13 protein-coding genes and 1 riboswitch are annotated in these 15,435 nt (G+C 52.1%); of the genes, 3 read left to right on the forward strand and 10 right to left on the reverse strand.

The genetic code is table 11. The features are described 5' to 3' along the window. Positions 1–9: 9 nt before the first annotated feature. The gene (locus tag BLO51_RS02150) at positions 10–1,074 is read right to left on the reverse strand and encodes a LacI family DNA-binding transcriptional regulator (RefSeq protein ID WP_090666362.1); all 1,065 of its coding nucleotides are present in this window, start codon (positions 1,072–1,074) and stop codon (positions 10–12) included. Positions 1,075–1,323: 249 nt separating this feature from the next. On the opposite strand from BLO51_RS02150, the gene BLO51_RS02155 reads away from it, so the two are divergent. After that, entirely contained in the window at positions 1,324–1,725 is a 402-nt protein-coding gene (locus BLO51_RS02155) for a LytTR family transcriptional regulator DNA-binding domain-containing protein (protein WP_090666364.1), read from the forward strand. 4 nt (positions 1,726–1,729) lie between these two features. Here BLO51_RS02155 and BLO51_RS02160 read toward each other — a convergent pair whose 3' ends face one another. From BLO51_RS02160 to BLO51_RS02185, 5 genes are all read right to left on the reverse strand, one after another. Beyond that, complete coding sequence (locus BLO51_RS02160; protein WP_090666366.1) at positions 1,730–2,071, reverse strand: LytTR family transcriptional regulator DNA-binding domain-containing protein; 342 nt, start codon at positions 2,069–2,071, stop codon at positions 1,730–1,732. A 152-nt stretch (positions 2,072–2,223) separates the two neighbouring features. After that, positions 2,224–2,745, reverse strand: a complete 522-nt coding sequence (locus tag BLO51_RS02165) for an accessory gene regulator B family protein (RefSeq protein ID WP_090666368.1) — start codon at positions 2,743–2,745, stop codon at positions 2,224–2,226. An 827-nt stretch (positions 2,746–3,572) separates the two neighbouring features. Then, positions 3,573–4,340 carry a succinate dehydrogenase iron-sulfur subunit gene (sdhB, locus tag BLO51_RS02175; protein ID WP_090666373.1) on the reverse strand — a complete coding sequence of 256 codons (768 nt, stop codon included), beginning with the start codon at positions 4,338–4,340 and terminating at the stop codon, positions 3,573–3,575. A gap of 2 nt (positions 4,341–4,342) precedes the next feature. Further along, complete coding sequence (gene sdhA / locus BLO51_RS02180; RefSeq protein WP_090666375.1) at positions 4,343–6,103, reverse strand: succinate dehydrogenase flavoprotein subunit; 1,761 nt, start codon at positions 6,101–6,103, stop codon at positions 4,343–4,345. Positions 6,104–6,118: 15 nt separating this feature from the next. Further along, positions 6,119–6,775, reverse strand: a complete 657-nt coding sequence (locus BLO51_RS02185) for a succinate dehydrogenase cytochrome b558 subunit (protein WP_090666378.1) — start codon at positions 6,773–6,775, stop codon at positions 6,119–6,121. Between the two features lie 262 nt (positions 6,776–7,037). Between BLO51_RS02185 and BLO51_RS02190 the strand changes: the two genes are divergently transcribed. Continuing rightward, positions 7,038–7,946 carry a LysR family transcriptional regulator gene (locus tag BLO51_RS02190; protein ID WP_090666379.1) on the forward strand — a complete coding sequence of 303 codons (909 nt, stop codon included), beginning with the start codon at positions 7,038–7,040 and terminating at the stop codon, positions 7,944–7,946. A gap of 20 nt (positions 7,947–7,966) precedes the next feature. Here the strand turns inward: BLO51_RS02190 and BLO51_RS02195 are convergent, their stop codons facing one another. The 3 genes from BLO51_RS02195 to BLO51_RS02205 are packed head-to-tail and all read right to left on the reverse strand — an operon-like array spanning position 7,967 to position 11,282. Next, positions 7,967–9,202: a cation:proton antiporter gene (locus tag BLO51_RS02195; RefSeq protein ID WP_090666381.1), complete on the reverse strand. Its 1,236-nt coding sequence runs from the start codon at positions 9,200–9,202 to the stop codon at positions 7,967–7,969. Positions 9,203–9,256: 54 nt separating this feature from the next. Then, positions 9,257–9,916 carry a potassium channel family protein gene (locus BLO51_RS02200; RefSeq protein WP_090666383.1) on the reverse strand — a complete coding sequence of 220 codons (660 nt, stop codon included), beginning with the start codon at positions 9,914–9,916 and terminating at the stop codon, positions 9,257–9,259. A gap of 13 nt (positions 9,917–9,929) precedes the next feature. After that, positions 9,930–11,282 (reverse strand): TrkH family potassium uptake protein, encoded by a 1,353-nt coding sequence (locus BLO51_RS02205; RefSeq protein ID WP_090666385.1) that lies wholly within the window; start codon positions 11,280–11,282, stop codon positions 9,930–9,932. Positions 11,283–11,350: 68 nt separating this feature from the next. Then, positions 11,351–11,496: riboswitch (cyclic di-AMP (ydaO/yuaA leader) on the reverse strand. A 232-nt stretch (positions 11,497–11,728) separates the two neighbouring features. On the opposite strand from BLO51_RS02205, the gene BLO51_RS02210 reads away from it, so the two are divergent. Then, on the forward strand, positions 11,729–13,438 hold the full coding sequence (locus BLO51_RS02210; protein ID WP_090666388.1) for a CPBP family intramembrane glutamic endopeptidase: 1,710 nt from the start codon (positions 11,729–11,731) through the stop codon (positions 13,436–13,438). Here the strand turns inward: BLO51_RS02210 and uvrC are convergent. Beyond that, positions 13,326–15,431: an excinuclease ABC subunit UvrC gene (gene uvrC / locus BLO51_RS02215; protein ID WP_281180310.1), complete on the reverse strand. Its 2,106-nt coding sequence runs from the start codon at positions 15,429–15,431 to the stop codon at positions 13,326–13,328. The genes BLO51_RS02210 and uvrC overlap by 113 nt on opposite strands. Positions 15,432–15,435 lie beyond the last annotated feature (4 nt).

Consider the following 15,435-nt stretch of genomic DNA (forward strand, 5'->3'; position numbering starts at 1 on the left):
TGCTGCTTGTCAGACGGACTGGGTGGACATGCGCGGGACAAGCTGCATCGGAACGCGAACCTCGTGCGCATCGGTAATCTCGACACGATCGGAAATTCCATCGATCCGCACCATCGTATCGATCTCCCCTAACTGCTCCAGCATTAAACGAATGGCCAGCCGGGCCTGCTTGTCGTAAGGAATGTTCATCGTCGTCATCGACGGATAGCAGACGGATGTGAACGGATCGTTATTGACCCCGACAATCTGCACGTCCTGCGGAACCTTGTATCCATGGCGCAGCACGGCAAACATGAACGCCAACGCCACATTATCGTCAAATCCCATAACTCCGATGGGCCGTACCCCGTCCGAAAAAGCGAGAACCTGTTCCACTGCTTCATCCATCATGAACCCGTCATCCAGCTCCACAATCGTGGACGGGATCGATTCTGGAAGCCGGTCCAGCCCATTGCGGAAACCGATCCGGCGCTGCAGGTCCGTTCCAAGCGATTTTGCTTTCGCTAAGTAAATCATCTTCCGGCTGCCGTGCTCGTACAAATGCCGTACGATCGTATCACAGCCTCCCAGAAAATCGAGATTGACCGCGCCGACCGCGATGTCGCTCGGCCACCCCCAAGCGTTAAACAGGACCAGTGGGGTACCGTCGGATACGATCTGTCTGGTGGCTTCCTGAGACATAGCCAACCCGTGGCAAAACAACCCGTCTACCCTGCGCTGCAGCAGCACGTCCAAGTGACGCTTCTCGATCTCCGGATCGAAGCCCGCCGCCGAAAATACCGACAGATGGTACCCGTACTGGTGAGCGGTACGCTGCATCTCTTCGGCAAAACGCCCATAATACCCGCCGAAGCTCGGTACAAGCATCCCTAGCTCGTAGGACTTTTTGCTGCTGAGGCTGGCCGCCATCACATTGCGGCGGTAACCGAGAAGCTCCGCCGCCGCTTCCACCTTCCGAATTGTCTCGGCCGACATCGGGACATTCCGTCGGTTCAGCACATTCGACACCGTAGCAATCGATACGCCGGCCGCCTCTGCCAGATCCACGATCGTGATTTGGCGCTTTTTGCTCATAACCGGCACTCCAATTCTTCAACATAATTTAAACGTTTAAATTAATGTCTATTTTACCTTCTATCCTACCGATTCGTCAACGGAATTTTATAGATAGCTTTGGCTTATTTTGTCAATAGACGATTTAAATTTTAAACCAATATAAAAAAAGTACTAAATATATGTTATCCTTTTTAGTAAACAATTCCATGGTCAACCATTATTTAGTATTCATAATTTTGTTAAAAAGTACACAAAAGGAGAGCCTCCATGAAATCGCCCATGTCGGTTATTCAAACTTTGCCAACAGGAGAAAACAGACTCGCCGTTATCGATCTCCACAGCGATGTTCTTTATACCGAAAAGGATAAGTCCGGAAGACTTATTTTCCATACCTTGCATGGAGAATACCGGGCTATCGCGGATTTGGACGATCTGGAAAATCATATCGAAGACTTCTGGCAGCTCGATGGCTCCAATGTCGTGAACATGTCCAAGGTCAAGGGAGTAGGACACCATTTGAAGGCCTACTTTGACGATTTCCCGACAGAGCAAAGCAAGTTCGCTTCCATCAGTTGGATGTTCATGCATCTGCTGCAAGACCTCGTTCACCAGCGCATCAACCATAACCGATGTCAATCGATCCCCGGAGCGCTGCCGAAGAAAGACTAGCCTTTCAAGGTTGGTCTTTTTTCTTGTTCAAATGCTTTAACACTTTTTTCATATTGGGCTCAGAAACGGGAGCGAATTTTGTGTTCTCCGTCGTTTCTTCCTCAAAAAAAACCGCCTTACGAACGGCATGATAACCTTCGATCCGGTCCATTCTTACGCTATAAGATCGATCCACCTTATCGAACGACAAATCTTGATACGCTTTGCTCAGTTGGTCGAGCGTCGTCGGAACGATATATCGTTCAGTGCGGGTATGTACGCTGATGACATTATTATGAGTGGTGAAAAAAATGATCTCATCGTCGTCAAGTTCGTAACCCGAACCGTCCTCCCGAAGCACTCGCATTGTAAATCCAACTCCAAACTAATCCTTATTTTTGTCCATCAATTCTTTTGGGACTTTGGGACTGAAAAAAACAGGCTTCAAAGTAACGGCGAAAAGCATAGCACAAGCGGATAATATAATGGAAACCCATTTGGCTATCAGTTTCTTCATACTTATTTATCTCCTTTTAAAGGAATGAGGGTCAAACACTGTATTAGAAAAGCGACCGCGGTAATCGAGGAGCATAATATTAAATTCGAGCTCACAATGCATATCGATATGATTTTAAATAAAGGTTTCAATTTAGGTTTGAAACCGGCCTCACTATCCACTTGAGGTGCAAACAACAACAACAATAAAATACAAATGAAAGTAAATATCAACATTTCTGACTTACTCAATACTGGAAGGTGCGGAATTGTTGAACACAATACAACGGTTGTCGTTATACATCCTAAACTGGATCGGAGGTGGATACCTCCTGAAAAAAATCTTAACAAAATAAAAGTAAATAAAGCCAAAGCCGTTTCACCGTATTTCCCCGCGCTATGTCCGATACCTAACGAGATAATAATAATCAATGAAATATTAATTAGAATACTTAAAGCGTACTCCATGACTTCAATGCTTGCGGTTTCCTCCGGATTGGCATTTTTTAGCCAAGCTGCGATGGCTCGTGACGGCCGTTTAATCATCGGAGCGATCCTTTTTGTATGCAAAATATAATATGAAGTACATGATAGAAACTAAAGCAAAAGGCAAATAAAAAAGATGAATAATTTGATTCGTTAGATATAGGAGAGACATCACGGAAACAGATAATAAACTTAAGCCAAGAAACGCAATATTAATTTTATTCATCTTAACTACTTCATATTGGGAGTGGGGAACAAAGTCGAATCCCTTGCGGTTTCTCTTGATCCACAAACCCAATAAGAAAGCGGTAGATGCCGTGATAATTTGCAGCAAGTACGTTCCGATGGCGCTGGGGATCGGTATACGCGAGTCAAAAAGACCGATTCCATTTAAAAGAAAATAATATGTAATTTGCAATATAACATAGCCGACATAAACCGTACATGTCATAATGGCCGCATAGAAAAAATGCGTTTTAAATAACAGCCAGACAAACATAAACATAAGAAAAATTTGCACGAGAACATCTATAGATTGAATCTCATATACATTTCGATTTGTATACGAAATAAACGAGGCGACCGTGCTCGCAAATATAATCGAAACCGGGTACATATCGAACTTAAACAAACGGAACATCAAATAATACATCACCGAGGTTTCCAATATCGAAAAGACCATGAATAATATAAAATCGACCAATGCAACCGCACTCCCACAATCGCTATCTTAACATATTTTCCCGATTATACCTTGTCTTAATATACTTCCATTTACAAATTTCGACAAGGTCATAAATTGGAAGAGGTGATCTAAAATGCCTATTCCCAAACAAAAAAATTCTCCCCTGCGATCACAGCAAGGGAGAATTTTACGATTAGTATGATTACACGCTTAACCATTTCTTGAACAAATGCTTCGTCGTATCGAGGTTCATCGCCGCGATCGATGTCGTGAGCGGGATGCCTTTCGGGCAGGAACGCACGCAGTTCTGCGAGTTGCCGCAGCCTTCGATGCCGCCGTCTTCCATCAAAGCTTCCAGACGCTCGTGAGCGTTCATCTCGCCCGTCGGATGCGCGTTAAACAAACGCACCTGCGAGACGGCCGCCGGACCGATAAACGTCGTTTTATCGTTCACGTTCGGACAGGACTCGAGACACACGCCGCAGGTCATGCATTTGGACAGCTCATAGGCCCATTGGCGCTTGGATTCGGCCATCCGTGGTCCCGGACCGAGATCATACGTGCCATCGATCGGAATCCATGCTTTAACCTTCTTCAGAGCAGCAAACATGCGCTCGCGGTTAATGACCAAGTCGCGGACAACCGGGAATGTCGACATCGGCGCGATGCGAATCGGCTGCTCCAACTTGTCGACGAGCGCGGAGCAAGCTTGCCGCGGCTTGCCGTTAATGACCATCGAGCAAGCGCCGCACACTTCTTCCAGACAGTTCGATTCCCAGCAGACCGGTGTTGTCTTATTGCCGCTGGCGTTCACAGGGTTCCGCTGAATCTCCATCAACGCGCTGATCACGTTCATATTCGGACGGTAAGGAACCTCGAACTCTTCCGTGTACGATTTGCCTTCTGCCGAATCCTGACGCGTTACGATGAACTTGACCTTTTTGTTCGCTGCTGCAGTTGCTTCGGCCATGATTAATGACCTCCCTTCTTCTTGTCGGTCGTGTAGTCACGTTTTCTCGGTTCGATCAGCGATACGTCGACTTCTTCCCATTCGATTTTCGGACCGTCCGGCGTCCATTTGGCCTTCGTCGTCTTCAGGAACTTCTCGTCGTTACGGTCCGGGAACTCCGGCTTGTAGTGCGCGCCGCGGCTTTCGTCGCGAAGCAAAGCGCCAAGCGTCATCGCGTGGGACAGCTCAAGCATGTTCCACAGCTGGCGGGTGAATGCCACACCCGGGTTGTTGAAACGGGCCGAGTCGTTGATATTGATGTTTTTGTAGCGCTGCTTCAGCTCGTTGATTTTGTCGAGCGTTTGTTGGAGCTGTTTGTTGTAGCGGACGACGGTCATATTGTTCGTCATCCACTCGCCCAGCTCTTTGTGGAGCACGTAAGCATTCTCGGTGCCGTTCATTTTCAAGATGCTTTCGTATTGGTCCGTGTGCTGTTTTTGAGAACGATCGTAAACCGTCGACGAAACGTCTTCGGCATGCTTATCCAAGCCTTTGATATATTCAATGGCCTTCGGACCGGTGATCATGCCGCCGTAGATCGCGGAAAGCAGCGAGTTCGCACCCAAACGGTTGGCGCCATGGTACTGGTACTCGCTCTCGCCACAGGCGAACAGCCCCGGAATATTCGTCATTTGGTTATAGTCGACCCACATGCCGCCCATCGAGTAATGCACGGCAGGGAAAATCTTCATCGGAATTTTGCGCGGATCGTCGCCCATGAATTTCTCATAGATTTCAATGATCCCGCCGAGCTTCACGTCGAGCTCCTTTGGATCTTTGTGCGACAGGTCGAGATACACCATGTTCTCGCCGTTCACGCCGAGCTTCATATCGACGCAGACAGAGAAAATTTCCCGTGTCGCGATATCGCGCGGTACCAAGTTTCCATAAGCCGGATATTTTTCTTCAAGGAAGTACCACGGCTTGCCGTCTTTATATGTCCATACGCGTCCGCCTTCGCCCCGCGCGGATTCGGACATGAGACGAAGCTTGTCGTCGCCCGGAATCGCCGTCGGGTGAATCTGAATGAACTCGCCGTTCGCGTAATAAACGCCTTGTTGATATACCGCACTGGCCGCCGTACCCGTGTTGATAACCGAGTTCGTCGTTTTACCGAAGATAATTCCCGGGCCGCCTGTCGCCAAAATAACCGCATCAGCCTTGAACGTGTTGACTTCCATGCTGCGCAGGTCTTGTCCGGCAATGCCGCGGCATACGCCGTCGTCGTCCAGCACCGCGCCCATGAACTCCCAATGCTCGTATTTTTTCACCAGACCGGCGGTTTCCCAGCGGCGTACCTGCTCGTCAAGCGCATACAGCAGCTGTTGGCCTGTCGTCGCTCCGGCAAACGCCGTACGGTGATACTTCGTTCCTCCGAAACGGCGGAAATCGAGAAGTCCTTCCGGCGTACGGTTGAACATAACGCCCATCCGATCCATCAAGTGGATGATGCCCGGCGCCGCTTCGCACATTGCTTTAACCGGCGGCTGGTTGGCGAGGAAGTCTCCGCCGTATACTGTATCGTCAAAGTGTTCCCACGGGGAGTCGCCTTCCCCCTTCGTATTCACCGCTCCGTTGATGCCGCCCTGCGCACACACGGAGTGGGAACGTTTAACCGGCACCAAGGAGAACAGGTCGACGTGAACTCCGGCCTCTGCCGCTTTGATGGTGGCCATCAAGCCGGCCAAGCCTCCACCGACTACGATGATTTTTGAATTCGCCATGATCGTCCCTCCCCCTTAACCTTTCACCGTTTTCGGCAGCTGACTGAAATCCGGATTCATAAATGCTGTCAAAGACAAAATAAACATGATGGACATCACCACGAACACGCCCATCCATACATAAGTCGAAACTTGCTGCGCGCGCGGCCCCACGGTAATCCCCCAGCTGACGAGGAAAGACCACATGCCGTTGCTGAAGTGGAACACGGCCGCAATGATGCCAATACAGTACATAATGAAGTAAATGGTGTTGGTAGCGATCCCATGCATGTGCACGCCAATCGCCGCTTGCTCCACGTTGCCGAATGTGATCTGCAGGCGAGTTTGGAAGAAGTGAAACGCCACGAACAAGAACGTAATAACGCCTGTTACACGCTGCAGGAAAAACATCTGGTTGCGGAAGTAGCCGTAGTTGGATACGTTGTTGCGCGCCGTATATGCGACGTACAAGCCGTAGATCGCGTGATAAGCGAGCGGAATCCAGATGCCGAAAATTTCCAGCAAGTACATCAGCGGCAGGTCATGCAGCCAGAACACCTGATCCAAAAAAGCCGCATGTCCGCCGCTGAACGCCTTGTAGTTCGTCAGCAGGTGCTCGACCAGGAAGAAGCCGACCGGAATGACACCAAGCAATGAATGCAGCTTCCGTGAAAAGTAAGAATTTTTAAACATTGAAACTCGTTCCCCCCTCAAATTAAGGCTTGTCACCGCTTCGTCAAAACCATTTACCATTGTACTCCCGCGTACTGGGAGCGTCAACAAAAAACGCTATGCCTATTTTCCATGTTCCGACAAGCTTTTATACCGTTTGCGGCAAAAAATGTGAACAAGAAGTGACATATTCCATACTACTCCTGAATCGCTTATAATGGAAGTGCTTATTTTTTATATATGCTTATAACTTATTAACATATGAAAAGGAGGGATACCCGCTATGGAGCTTATCGACGTATTTGCCACTGTCGTCGAGCAGCAGAGCTTGAACAAAGCCTCGCAGCTGCTCAACGTTTCCCAGCCCGCGCTGTCTCGTAAAATTATGCGGCTGGAGGAGGATCTCGGCATTCAGCTCTTCGTCCGCAAAGGCAAACGACTGGAACTGACCCGTGCCGGCGAGGTATGCTACGAGTTCGCCCTGGAGCAAAAGCGGCTGGAACGCCGGCTGCACGAGAAGCTGCAGGCGTTCAAAACAAACGTCAAACCCGCGAGCATCGTCATCGGAGCAAGCCTGACGACGCTCCAGTCGACGCTGCCCGACCTGATTACGATTTATACCCGCGAATATCCGAATACGGACATCAAGGCCGTTACCGGCAAAACGCACGAGATCGTGCCGCTCATCAAAGAGAAACGCGTGGACATCGGTCTCGTCGCCTCCATGATCGAAGATCCGTCCATCGTCTGCGTGCCCTTATTCGATGACCCGCTCTGTCTTGTACTACCCGAAGGGCATTCGTTCGCAGACAAGGAGGAGCTTAATATTCAAGATCTGCATGAGCTGCCGATGATCTTGTTTTCGCGGGGCACATGGTACCGCGTCTTGATGGACGAGATGTTTCACCGCTGCGGGGTACACCCTGACGTCAAAATGGAGATCGACTCGTTCGAAGCGATTACCCGGCTTGTATCCACCTGCAAAACGGCAACACTCTTGCCCGAATCGTATTTGCGCCGCAATCTGATCGAAGACAACGAACTGACCGTGCGCTTCATCCCCGATCTGGAACAGACGAAAAGAACGACCTCGCTGTTGTTCACGGAGGAAGCCGTTCTTGAACCGTCTATCCGCCGCTTCATCGATCAAGCGGTTCGGCATTACCATACGTCGGACGAATACACGTTATAGAAAGCCGGGGAGACGAAGCGTCAGGTCTCTCCGCCCGCCTTCTCCTCCAATCCGAGCCTTCGGGCGACATACGCCGTCGTTCCGGCCTGCAGCAGGATGGTCAGCAGTACGGCCAGAAACGTGACTGACGCGATCACGTCCCCATACTTCACGCCCATCCCGACAACCATGCCCGATAACGCCGCCGGGATCACTCCCGTTTCGCGCACCCAGAACATGAATACAATCTCGTTGCGTTTCCACCCGGCCTTGCGGTCCGGAAGCGCGCAGGCCAGCACCGTCAACGGGCGGGCGATCAGCATAAATACGGCGATGACGGCAAGACTCGGCCATAGATGATCGAGAATGACCCGGAAATTCACTTGGCTGCCCAGCATAATAAAGATGAGCATCCGCATAACCACCGTCATATTTTCGGTAAAATGGGCCATTTCGTGCAGCTTGTCGTCCAGCTCCAGCTTGAACATATCGTGATTGCCCCAGATGAGGCCGGCCACGAAGGTCGCCATAAAGCCGCTGACGTGCAGCACGTCGCCGAGCCAATACGCGCCGAGCGCCGTGACGATCAAGGCGATGGTCGCATAATCCCGCAGCCAGCCAAGCTTGAAGTGAGCCGTAACATAGACCAATACGAGTCCGACAAGCACGCCGACGACAATGCCGCCCACGGCCGACTGCACAAACCCGATCACACTCGCGCTGACCGACAAGGCTTGTCCGCCTGTGATCGCGCCGAGCACCGAGAAGGTCAGGATGGAGCCGGTTGCGTCGTTGAAGGCGGACTCGCTTTCGACCGTTTCCCTTACCTTCGGACGAATGCGCACCTGCTTGAAAACGGGGATGAGCGTCGCCGGGTCGGTCGAAGAAATAATCGCGCCGAGCAGCACCGCGTACATCATCGGGATGCCGAGCAGCCAGTGTGCGGCAAAAGCAACGACGGCACAGGTGATCAGAACCCCGGGCACACTGAGCAGCGATACGGTGATCCATACTTTGCGAAGCCCCGACAACCGGATATTCCGTCCGCCGTCAAACAGAATAAGCGCCGATCCGGCCGTCAAAATAAACTGGTTCATAAACGAGCTGCTGGGCTCGTTGACCAGATGTAGCCCTTGGCCCACGACAACGCCCGCGATCAAAAAAAGAGCGACGTCCGGCAGTTTCAGCCAGCTCGCTACTTTTCCGAAAATCATACCGATGAGGAGGATAAATATAATAAGAAAGAGTACGTGTTCGATCATAACACTGTTTTCCATTTGTACCTCTTCGCCTCCTGAAAACTCGGCCTTACTGCGGTCGATCGCCCTTTGCTACCGGATATCGTTCTCAAACGTCTCGATCTGCTCGTTCGTTCCAATGACGACCATAACATCACGCTCTTCCACCATATCTTCTGCAGTCGGAGCGATGATGACGCCGCTCTTCTTATTAATCGCCACGACGCTGCAGCCGTACCGCGCTCTCGGATCGAGCTCCTTCAACGAACGGCCGTTCAAGCTGCGCGGCACCGAAAGCTCCACAATCGTATAATCGTCAGACAGCTCGATGTAGTCGAGCAGATTGGGCGATACCAGTTGGTGCGCCACGCGGATGCCCATATCCCGCTCGGGATAGATGATGCGGTCCACCCCGATCTTTTGCAGCACTTTGCCGTGCAGCTCGGACAGCGCCTTGGCCACCACCATGCCTACACCGCTATCTTTTAACAAAATCGCCGTTAAAATACTTGCTTGAATGTCATCGCCGATGGAAACGACGACGCAATCGAAATTCCGGATGCCGAGCGAGCGGATCACATCCTCGTCGGTAGCGTCCGCCACCACGACGTGCGTCAGCTCGTCGCTCATCTCCTCCACCGCTTCTTCATCCTTGTCGATCCCCAGCACCTCATAACCGAGCTTGATCAGTTCCTTTGCAAGGCTGGAACCGAAACGGCCGAGGCCGATGACTGCATACTGACTACGTTTCATTCGCTAGCTTCCCCTATCCGATCGTAATTTTTCCTTCCGGGTATCGGTACAACTCTTTTTCCGCTTTCGGCCCAAGCGCATAAGCGAGCGTAAGCGGTCCGAGACGGCCGGCAAACATAGTGAGAGAAATCATAATTTTTCCAAAATAAGAAAGCTCCGGCGTCACACCCATCGTTAATCCGACCGTGCCGAAGGCGGAAGTCACCTCGAACAGCAGCTTCAGAAACGACTGGTTTTCCGTCATGGTGAGCAGCATTGTGACGAAAATGACCAGAAACAAAGCGATCATCGTGAGCGTAATCGCTTTAAGAATGCGATCCTTGCCGAGCCGGTAATGGAACAAGACGATATCTTCCTTCCCGCGGATCATGGCAATCATCGCTCCAATCAGCGTTGTGAACGTCGTCGTCTTAATCCCGCCGCCCGTCGATCCCGGAGACGCCCCGATAAACATCAGGATAATGATAAAAAATTGCGACGCCTGGCGCATCGCCCCAATATCGACCGAGTTCGCCCCGGCCGTCCGCGGCGAAACGGATTGAAAGAACGAAGCCAGAATTTTGCCGGACCAGTTCAGCGAGCCCAGCGTCTTCTGATTCGTAAACTCGAAAATAAAGATGACGACCGCCCCAACCACGATCAGAAGGCCAGTGGCGGACAGCACGACCTTAGAATGCAAGGACAACCGCTTATGCTTTCTGTAATCGACGACGTCGGACATGACGACGAAGCCTATGCCGCCCAGTATGATTAAGCTCATCGAAACGATGTTCACGATCCAATCGTCCGCGTACGTCGTCAGACTGGTGAACGGAGCAACGACAGAGCCGAATAAATCGAAACCGGCGTTATTGAAAAACGAGATCGCATGGAATATGCCGAAATAAATGCCTTTGGCTATCCCCAAATCGAACGACCAGCGAATGGAGAAAATAACGGCCGCAACGAATTCGATCGTAAGCGAATAGACGAGGACGCGCCGGATCAGGCGGACGATCCCTTCCATGCTCCCTTGGTTCATCGCTTCCTGCAAGATGAGCCGCTCCTTGAGCGATATGCGCTTTCGGAGCACGAAAGCAAACAGCGTCGCCATGGTCATAAAGCCGAGGCCTCCGACCTGGATCAAGGAAATAATGACAATTTGTCCGAACATGGAATAGTGGCTGCCCGTGTCCACAACGACCAATCCGGTTACGCAAGTGGCGGACGTGGCCGTGAACAACGCGTCCAGAAAGGGCGTAGGTTGTCCGCTTGCCGAGGAGATCGGTAAGGAGAGCAGAGTAGCCCCGAGCAGAATGATCGCCGCAAAGCCGATCACTAAAATTTGCGGCGGCTTCAGCTTGATTTTTTTGGCGATAGATTTCATCATACACCTCTGTTAACAGGTTTCAGGCAACAAAAAAGACACTGGAAACCCCTAGTGTCGTGTGTAAAGGTTCCTGCAAAGAAAGCCTACGAGGTTAGCTGACGGATTCGGGCTTACAGGCACCCTATCCACACGCCCAAAGAAGGACTTGCGGAATTCACCCCTAAAATCATGGTTCCCCCGTTTTCGTAAAGAAATTCGGCTTGTTATTCAATTGATATGAATTGAATTATAATCCCGTTTGCCCGGAAGTACAAAGCTGTTTTTGACTGAAATGGTACGAGAATTAGAACCTAAAGTCAGATGTAAGCGCTCTTACGCCTATGTGGCTTCGCTTTTCGCGTTTTTCCCTTACCACGCTCGCAATATCGATGGATTTTCTCGGAGCATGTATGCTAATTTATAAGAATACAATGTTATTATTCCGGATCCGATAAGGAGCTCTTATGCTGAAACGATTCTATTCCGCAACTCCCCTGCCGTTGCTTGCCGTCATCGGACTGCTGCTGTACTTTGGCGTCATCATCGTCTCGCCTTTTTTTCGGGACACAGAGCGGGTGGACCAAGCCCCGCCGAACACCCCGGAAGTGTCCAAACAACAAGCGGAAGCGGCAGCGACAGACTTTGTGCGCAGCAGGTTCAAGCTGTCCCCGGAGTCGCAAACGAACGTGCTGTATCAAGCGTACACGGCCATTAGCGGCTATCTGCAAAAAGAACACCTGTACAACCAATACGCGAAGCGCTACGGTGACCAATATCCGCTTGAATATTACGAGGTAGAGATCAACGACAAGCGGTACGGAACAACTTATTATGTCGCCGTAAATTACAAAACGCTGCAAATCTTCAGTTGGGAGCGCAGTAAATCTCCGGCTGCAAAAAGCGATGCGGTCAGCTCGTCCGAAGCCGATCCCGCCCGATTGGCGGAGCAAACCATCCGGGAGATGGGCTACGCACCGGAGCAGTTTACACGATCTGGTGAACAAGGCAGGGACCGCAGCGGGGCTCTCGTCTACGTGAGCAAAACAGAACAAATTGGCGCGGCAAAGCTGGAGCTCCGTCTCGGCGTGTCCGGCGGGCAAGCGGTGTCCTTTAAACCGGTTTTCCCGGCTCCGGACAGCTTTATTTCCTGGCAGCAAGCCCAAGATGAGCGATCCGCCCTGATGACTAGAATCAGTATGGCGGCATCTCTGATGATGACGTTTGCCGCGCTGATTGTTATCATCCGTTATCGGAGGCAGGTCCGCTTCGGACGCGGCACGGTGCTGACAATGCTGTTTTTAGCCATCTACCTGACGAACAACTTCAATATGCTGCCGGCCTTCCGGACCATGCACGGAAGCGGCCCCTCGGAACCGGAGGCCGCTATCTATTTGCTGATTATGAATATTTTCATTACGCTGATGGCCGGCTCGACTTACCTTTCCTTCCTGGCCGGGCGGCAGCTTTGGCTGAACCGCGGCTGGAATGCGTGGCCGGTATGGCGCGATCCGCAGTTCGGAAGCGAGACGCGAACGGCCATGGTACGCGGCTACTTGATCTGCTTGTTCATTCTTGGCGTGCAGCAAGTGATGCTCTTCATCGCCTCGGAAGCATTCGACGTGTGGGCGGTCAGCGAGCCGACGGACTCCATATACAATATGCGCGTACCGGGCTTATTCCCATTAATGGCTTGGGCTGCCGCGATATCGGAGGAAGCCGTCTACCGGCTGCTCGGCATTGCGCTCGTGCTCAAACTGACCCGCAGCCGGGCGCTGGCTGTGCTCCTGCCCAGCATCATCTGGGCCATGAGCCATACGCAGTACCCGATCTATCCGGTGTACACGCGACTGATCGAGGTGACGGTGCTCGGCCTTGTCTTCGGATGGGCGTTTCTGCGGTACGGCTTCCTGACCGCTATGTTCGCCCATGCCGCTATGGACAGCATCCTGATGGGACTATCGCTTATGTATACGGGAGAACCGCTGCAGATTGCCCTCGGAGCGCTATATCTCCTTGTACCCGCAGCGGTCGGATGGATCATTGCATGGCTTCACGGCCGGTTTAATCGGCGTCCGCCTGCTGCATCTCTTCCTGGAGCTCCCCCGCTTCCGGAGGCGAGTCCGGATTCCGGCCGTTTAACGCCGATAAAATTTGGCCCGCCAGCTTCTCACTGATCCCCAGAGGCTTGAAGTCTGCGACTTCGGCCTCTTTTATTTTCTTAAGCGAGCCGAAATGCTTCAGCAGCGCCTTACGTCGCTTCTCCCCAATACCGGGAATCGCGTCAAGCTGCGAGACGGTCATCGACTTGGCGCGGGTTTCCCGGTGGAACGTGATCGCAAAGCGGTGCACTTCGTCTTGAATGCGCTGGAGCAAATAAAATTCCTGACTGTCGCGCGGCACCGGGACCACTTCGGCCGGATCGCCGATCAGCAGCTGGGCGGTTTTGTGCTTCACGTCTTTGACCAGCCCGCAGACAGGAATATAAAGCCCCAGCTCGTTCTCTAGTACGTCGATCGCTGCGGACATATGACCCCGCCCGCCGTCGATGACGATCAGGTCGGGCATTTGCAGGCCTTCCTTGAGCACCCGCTCGTACCGGCGGCGCACCACTTCCCGCATCGTTTCGTAATCGTCCGGACCTTGTACGGTGCGGATTTTGTACTTCCGGTACTCTTTGCGGTCCGGCTTGCCGTTCGTAAATACGACCATCGCGGATACAGGGTCCGACCCTTGAATGTTCGAGTTATCGAACGCTTCGATCCGGCGAACGGTGCCCAGGCCGAGCCATTGTCCCAGATTTTCGACCGCTTTGACCGTCCGGTCCGCGTCGCGCTCGATCAGACGGAATTTTTCTTCCAGCGATACGCGGGCGTTGTCACATGCCATGTCGACCATATTTTTCTTGAGTCCGCGCCGCGGAATATGCACTTTGACCTTGAGCCAGCTTTCCAGCGCTTCCTTCACATCGGCCTTGGACCCCGATCCGGTGGGATCGTCCGCTTCTACTGGATCATCGGCTGGCTCCGGATCGGTGTCCGTGGAATACACGGTTCCGGTTTCGGCTACCATTTCCACGTGCGCCTCCATCGCTGGCGCCTCGACGGTGGCGGCCGTTTCCGAGCCTGACGCGGGCGGCTGCCCTTCCGTCCATGCCGGGAGGAACACTTCCTTCGGCAGCGCCGGGTTCTCGCTGTAATATTGCGTCACAAACGTCAGGAAATCGTCATACGCTTCGCCGTAGTATGGAAAAGACGACGCATGCCGCTCGATCAGCTTGCCTTGGCGCATATAAAGAATCTGCACGCACATCCAGCCCTTGTCTACGGCGAAGCCGAAGACATCGCGATCCACGGTATCCGTCGTCGTGATCTTCTGCTTTTCCATGACGATATCGATGTGCTGAATCTGGTCCCGCAGCTCCTTCGCCCGTTCGAAATTGAGCTCCTCCGCCGCTTCGTGCATTTTGCGGGTGAGCTCCTGCTTGATCTCGTTATGCCCGCCGCTGAGAAACCGGCTGATTTCGTGCACCATCTTGTCGTACGTCTCCTGCTCGACCTCGTATTCACAGGGCGCAATGCACTGTCCAAGATGATAGTACAAGCATACGCGGTCCGGGAGCGTCTTGCATTTGCGGAGCGGATACAGCCGGTCCAGCAGCTTCTTCGTCGCCCCCGCAGCGTACGGGTTCGGATAAGGACCGAAATATTTGGCTTTATCCTTCAGCACCCGGCGCGTTACTTCCAGCCGGGGATGCTTTTCGTTCGTAATTTTGATGTATGGAAATGACTTGTCGTCCTTCAGCAGAACGTTGTATCGCGGATAATATTTTTTGATCAGATTGCACTCCAGAATGAGCGCTTCCATGTTATTGGCCGTAACAATGTACTCAAAATCGACGATATCGTTTACGAGCAGCTGCGTCTTGATCGTATGACTCCCTGTAAAATAAGACCGCAGCCGGTTGCGCAGCACCTTGGCTTTGCCGACATAGATGATCGTGCCTTCCCGGTTCTTCATCAAGTAGCAGCCGGGCTGCTCCGGGACGAGCGACAGCTTGTTTTTGATCGCTTCCCGTATTTTTTTCCGGTCCTGGCGATCCGGTTCCCCTGCATATTCGGTCAACGAAACCCTCCCCTTTCCCAACGCAAAAAGCTCTTTTTCCAGCATAGCA

The sequence above is a fragment of the Paenibacillus tianmuensis genome, assembly GCF_900100345.1.
Lineage (GTDB): Bacteria > Bacillota > Bacilli > Paenibacillales > NBRC-103111 > Paenibacillus_G > Paenibacillus_G tianmuensis.

Coding starts and splice junctions, on each gene's coding strand:
- BLO51_RS02150 (WP_090666362.1), bottom strand. CDS start 1,074: ATGAGCAAAAAGCGCCAAATCACGATCGTGGATCTGGCAGAGGCGGCC.
- BLO51_RS02155 (WP_090666364.1), top strand. CDS start 1,324: ATGAAATCGCCCATGTCGGTTATTCAAACTTTGCCAACAGGAGAAAAC.
- BLO51_RS02160 (WP_090666366.1), bottom strand. CDS start 2,071: ATGCGAGTGCTTCGGGAGGACGGTTCGGGTTACGAACTTGACGACGAT.
- BLO51_RS02165 (WP_090666368.1), bottom strand. CDS start 2,745: ATGATTAAACGGCCGTCACGAGCCATCGCAGCTTGGCTAAAAAATGCC.
- sdhB (WP_090666373.1), bottom strand. CDS start 4,340: ATGGCCGAAGCAACTGCAGCAGCGAACAAAAAGGTCAAGTTCATCGTA.
- sdhA (WP_090666375.1), bottom strand. CDS start 6,103: ATGGCGAATTCAAAAATCATCGTAGTCGGTGGAGGCTTGGCCGGCTTG.
- BLO51_RS02185 (WP_090666378.1), bottom strand. CDS start 6,775: ATGTTTAAAAATTCTTACTTTTCACGGAAGCTGCATTCATTGCTTGGT.
- BLO51_RS02190 (WP_090666379.1), top strand. CDS start 7,038: ATGGAGCTTATCGACGTATTTGCCACTGTCGTCGAGCAGCAGAGCTTG.
- BLO51_RS02195 (WP_090666381.1), bottom strand. CDS start 9,202: ATGGAAAACAGTGTTATGATCGAACACGTACTCTTTCTTATTATATTT.
- BLO51_RS02200 (WP_090666383.1), bottom strand. CDS start 9,916: ATGAAACGTAGTCAGTATGCAGTCATCGGCCTCGGCCGTTTCGGTTCC.
- BLO51_RS02205 (WP_090666385.1), bottom strand. CDS start 11,282: ATGAAATCTATCGCCAAAAAAATCAAGCTGAAGCCGCCGCAAATTTTA.
- BLO51_RS02210 (WP_090666388.1), top strand. CDS start 11,729: ATGCTGAAACGATTCTATTCCGCAACTCCCCTGCCGTTGCTTGCCGTC.
- uvrC (WP_281180310.1), bottom strand. CDS start 15,431: ATGCTGGAAAAAGAGCTTTTTGCGTTGGGAAAGGGGAGGGTTTCGTTG.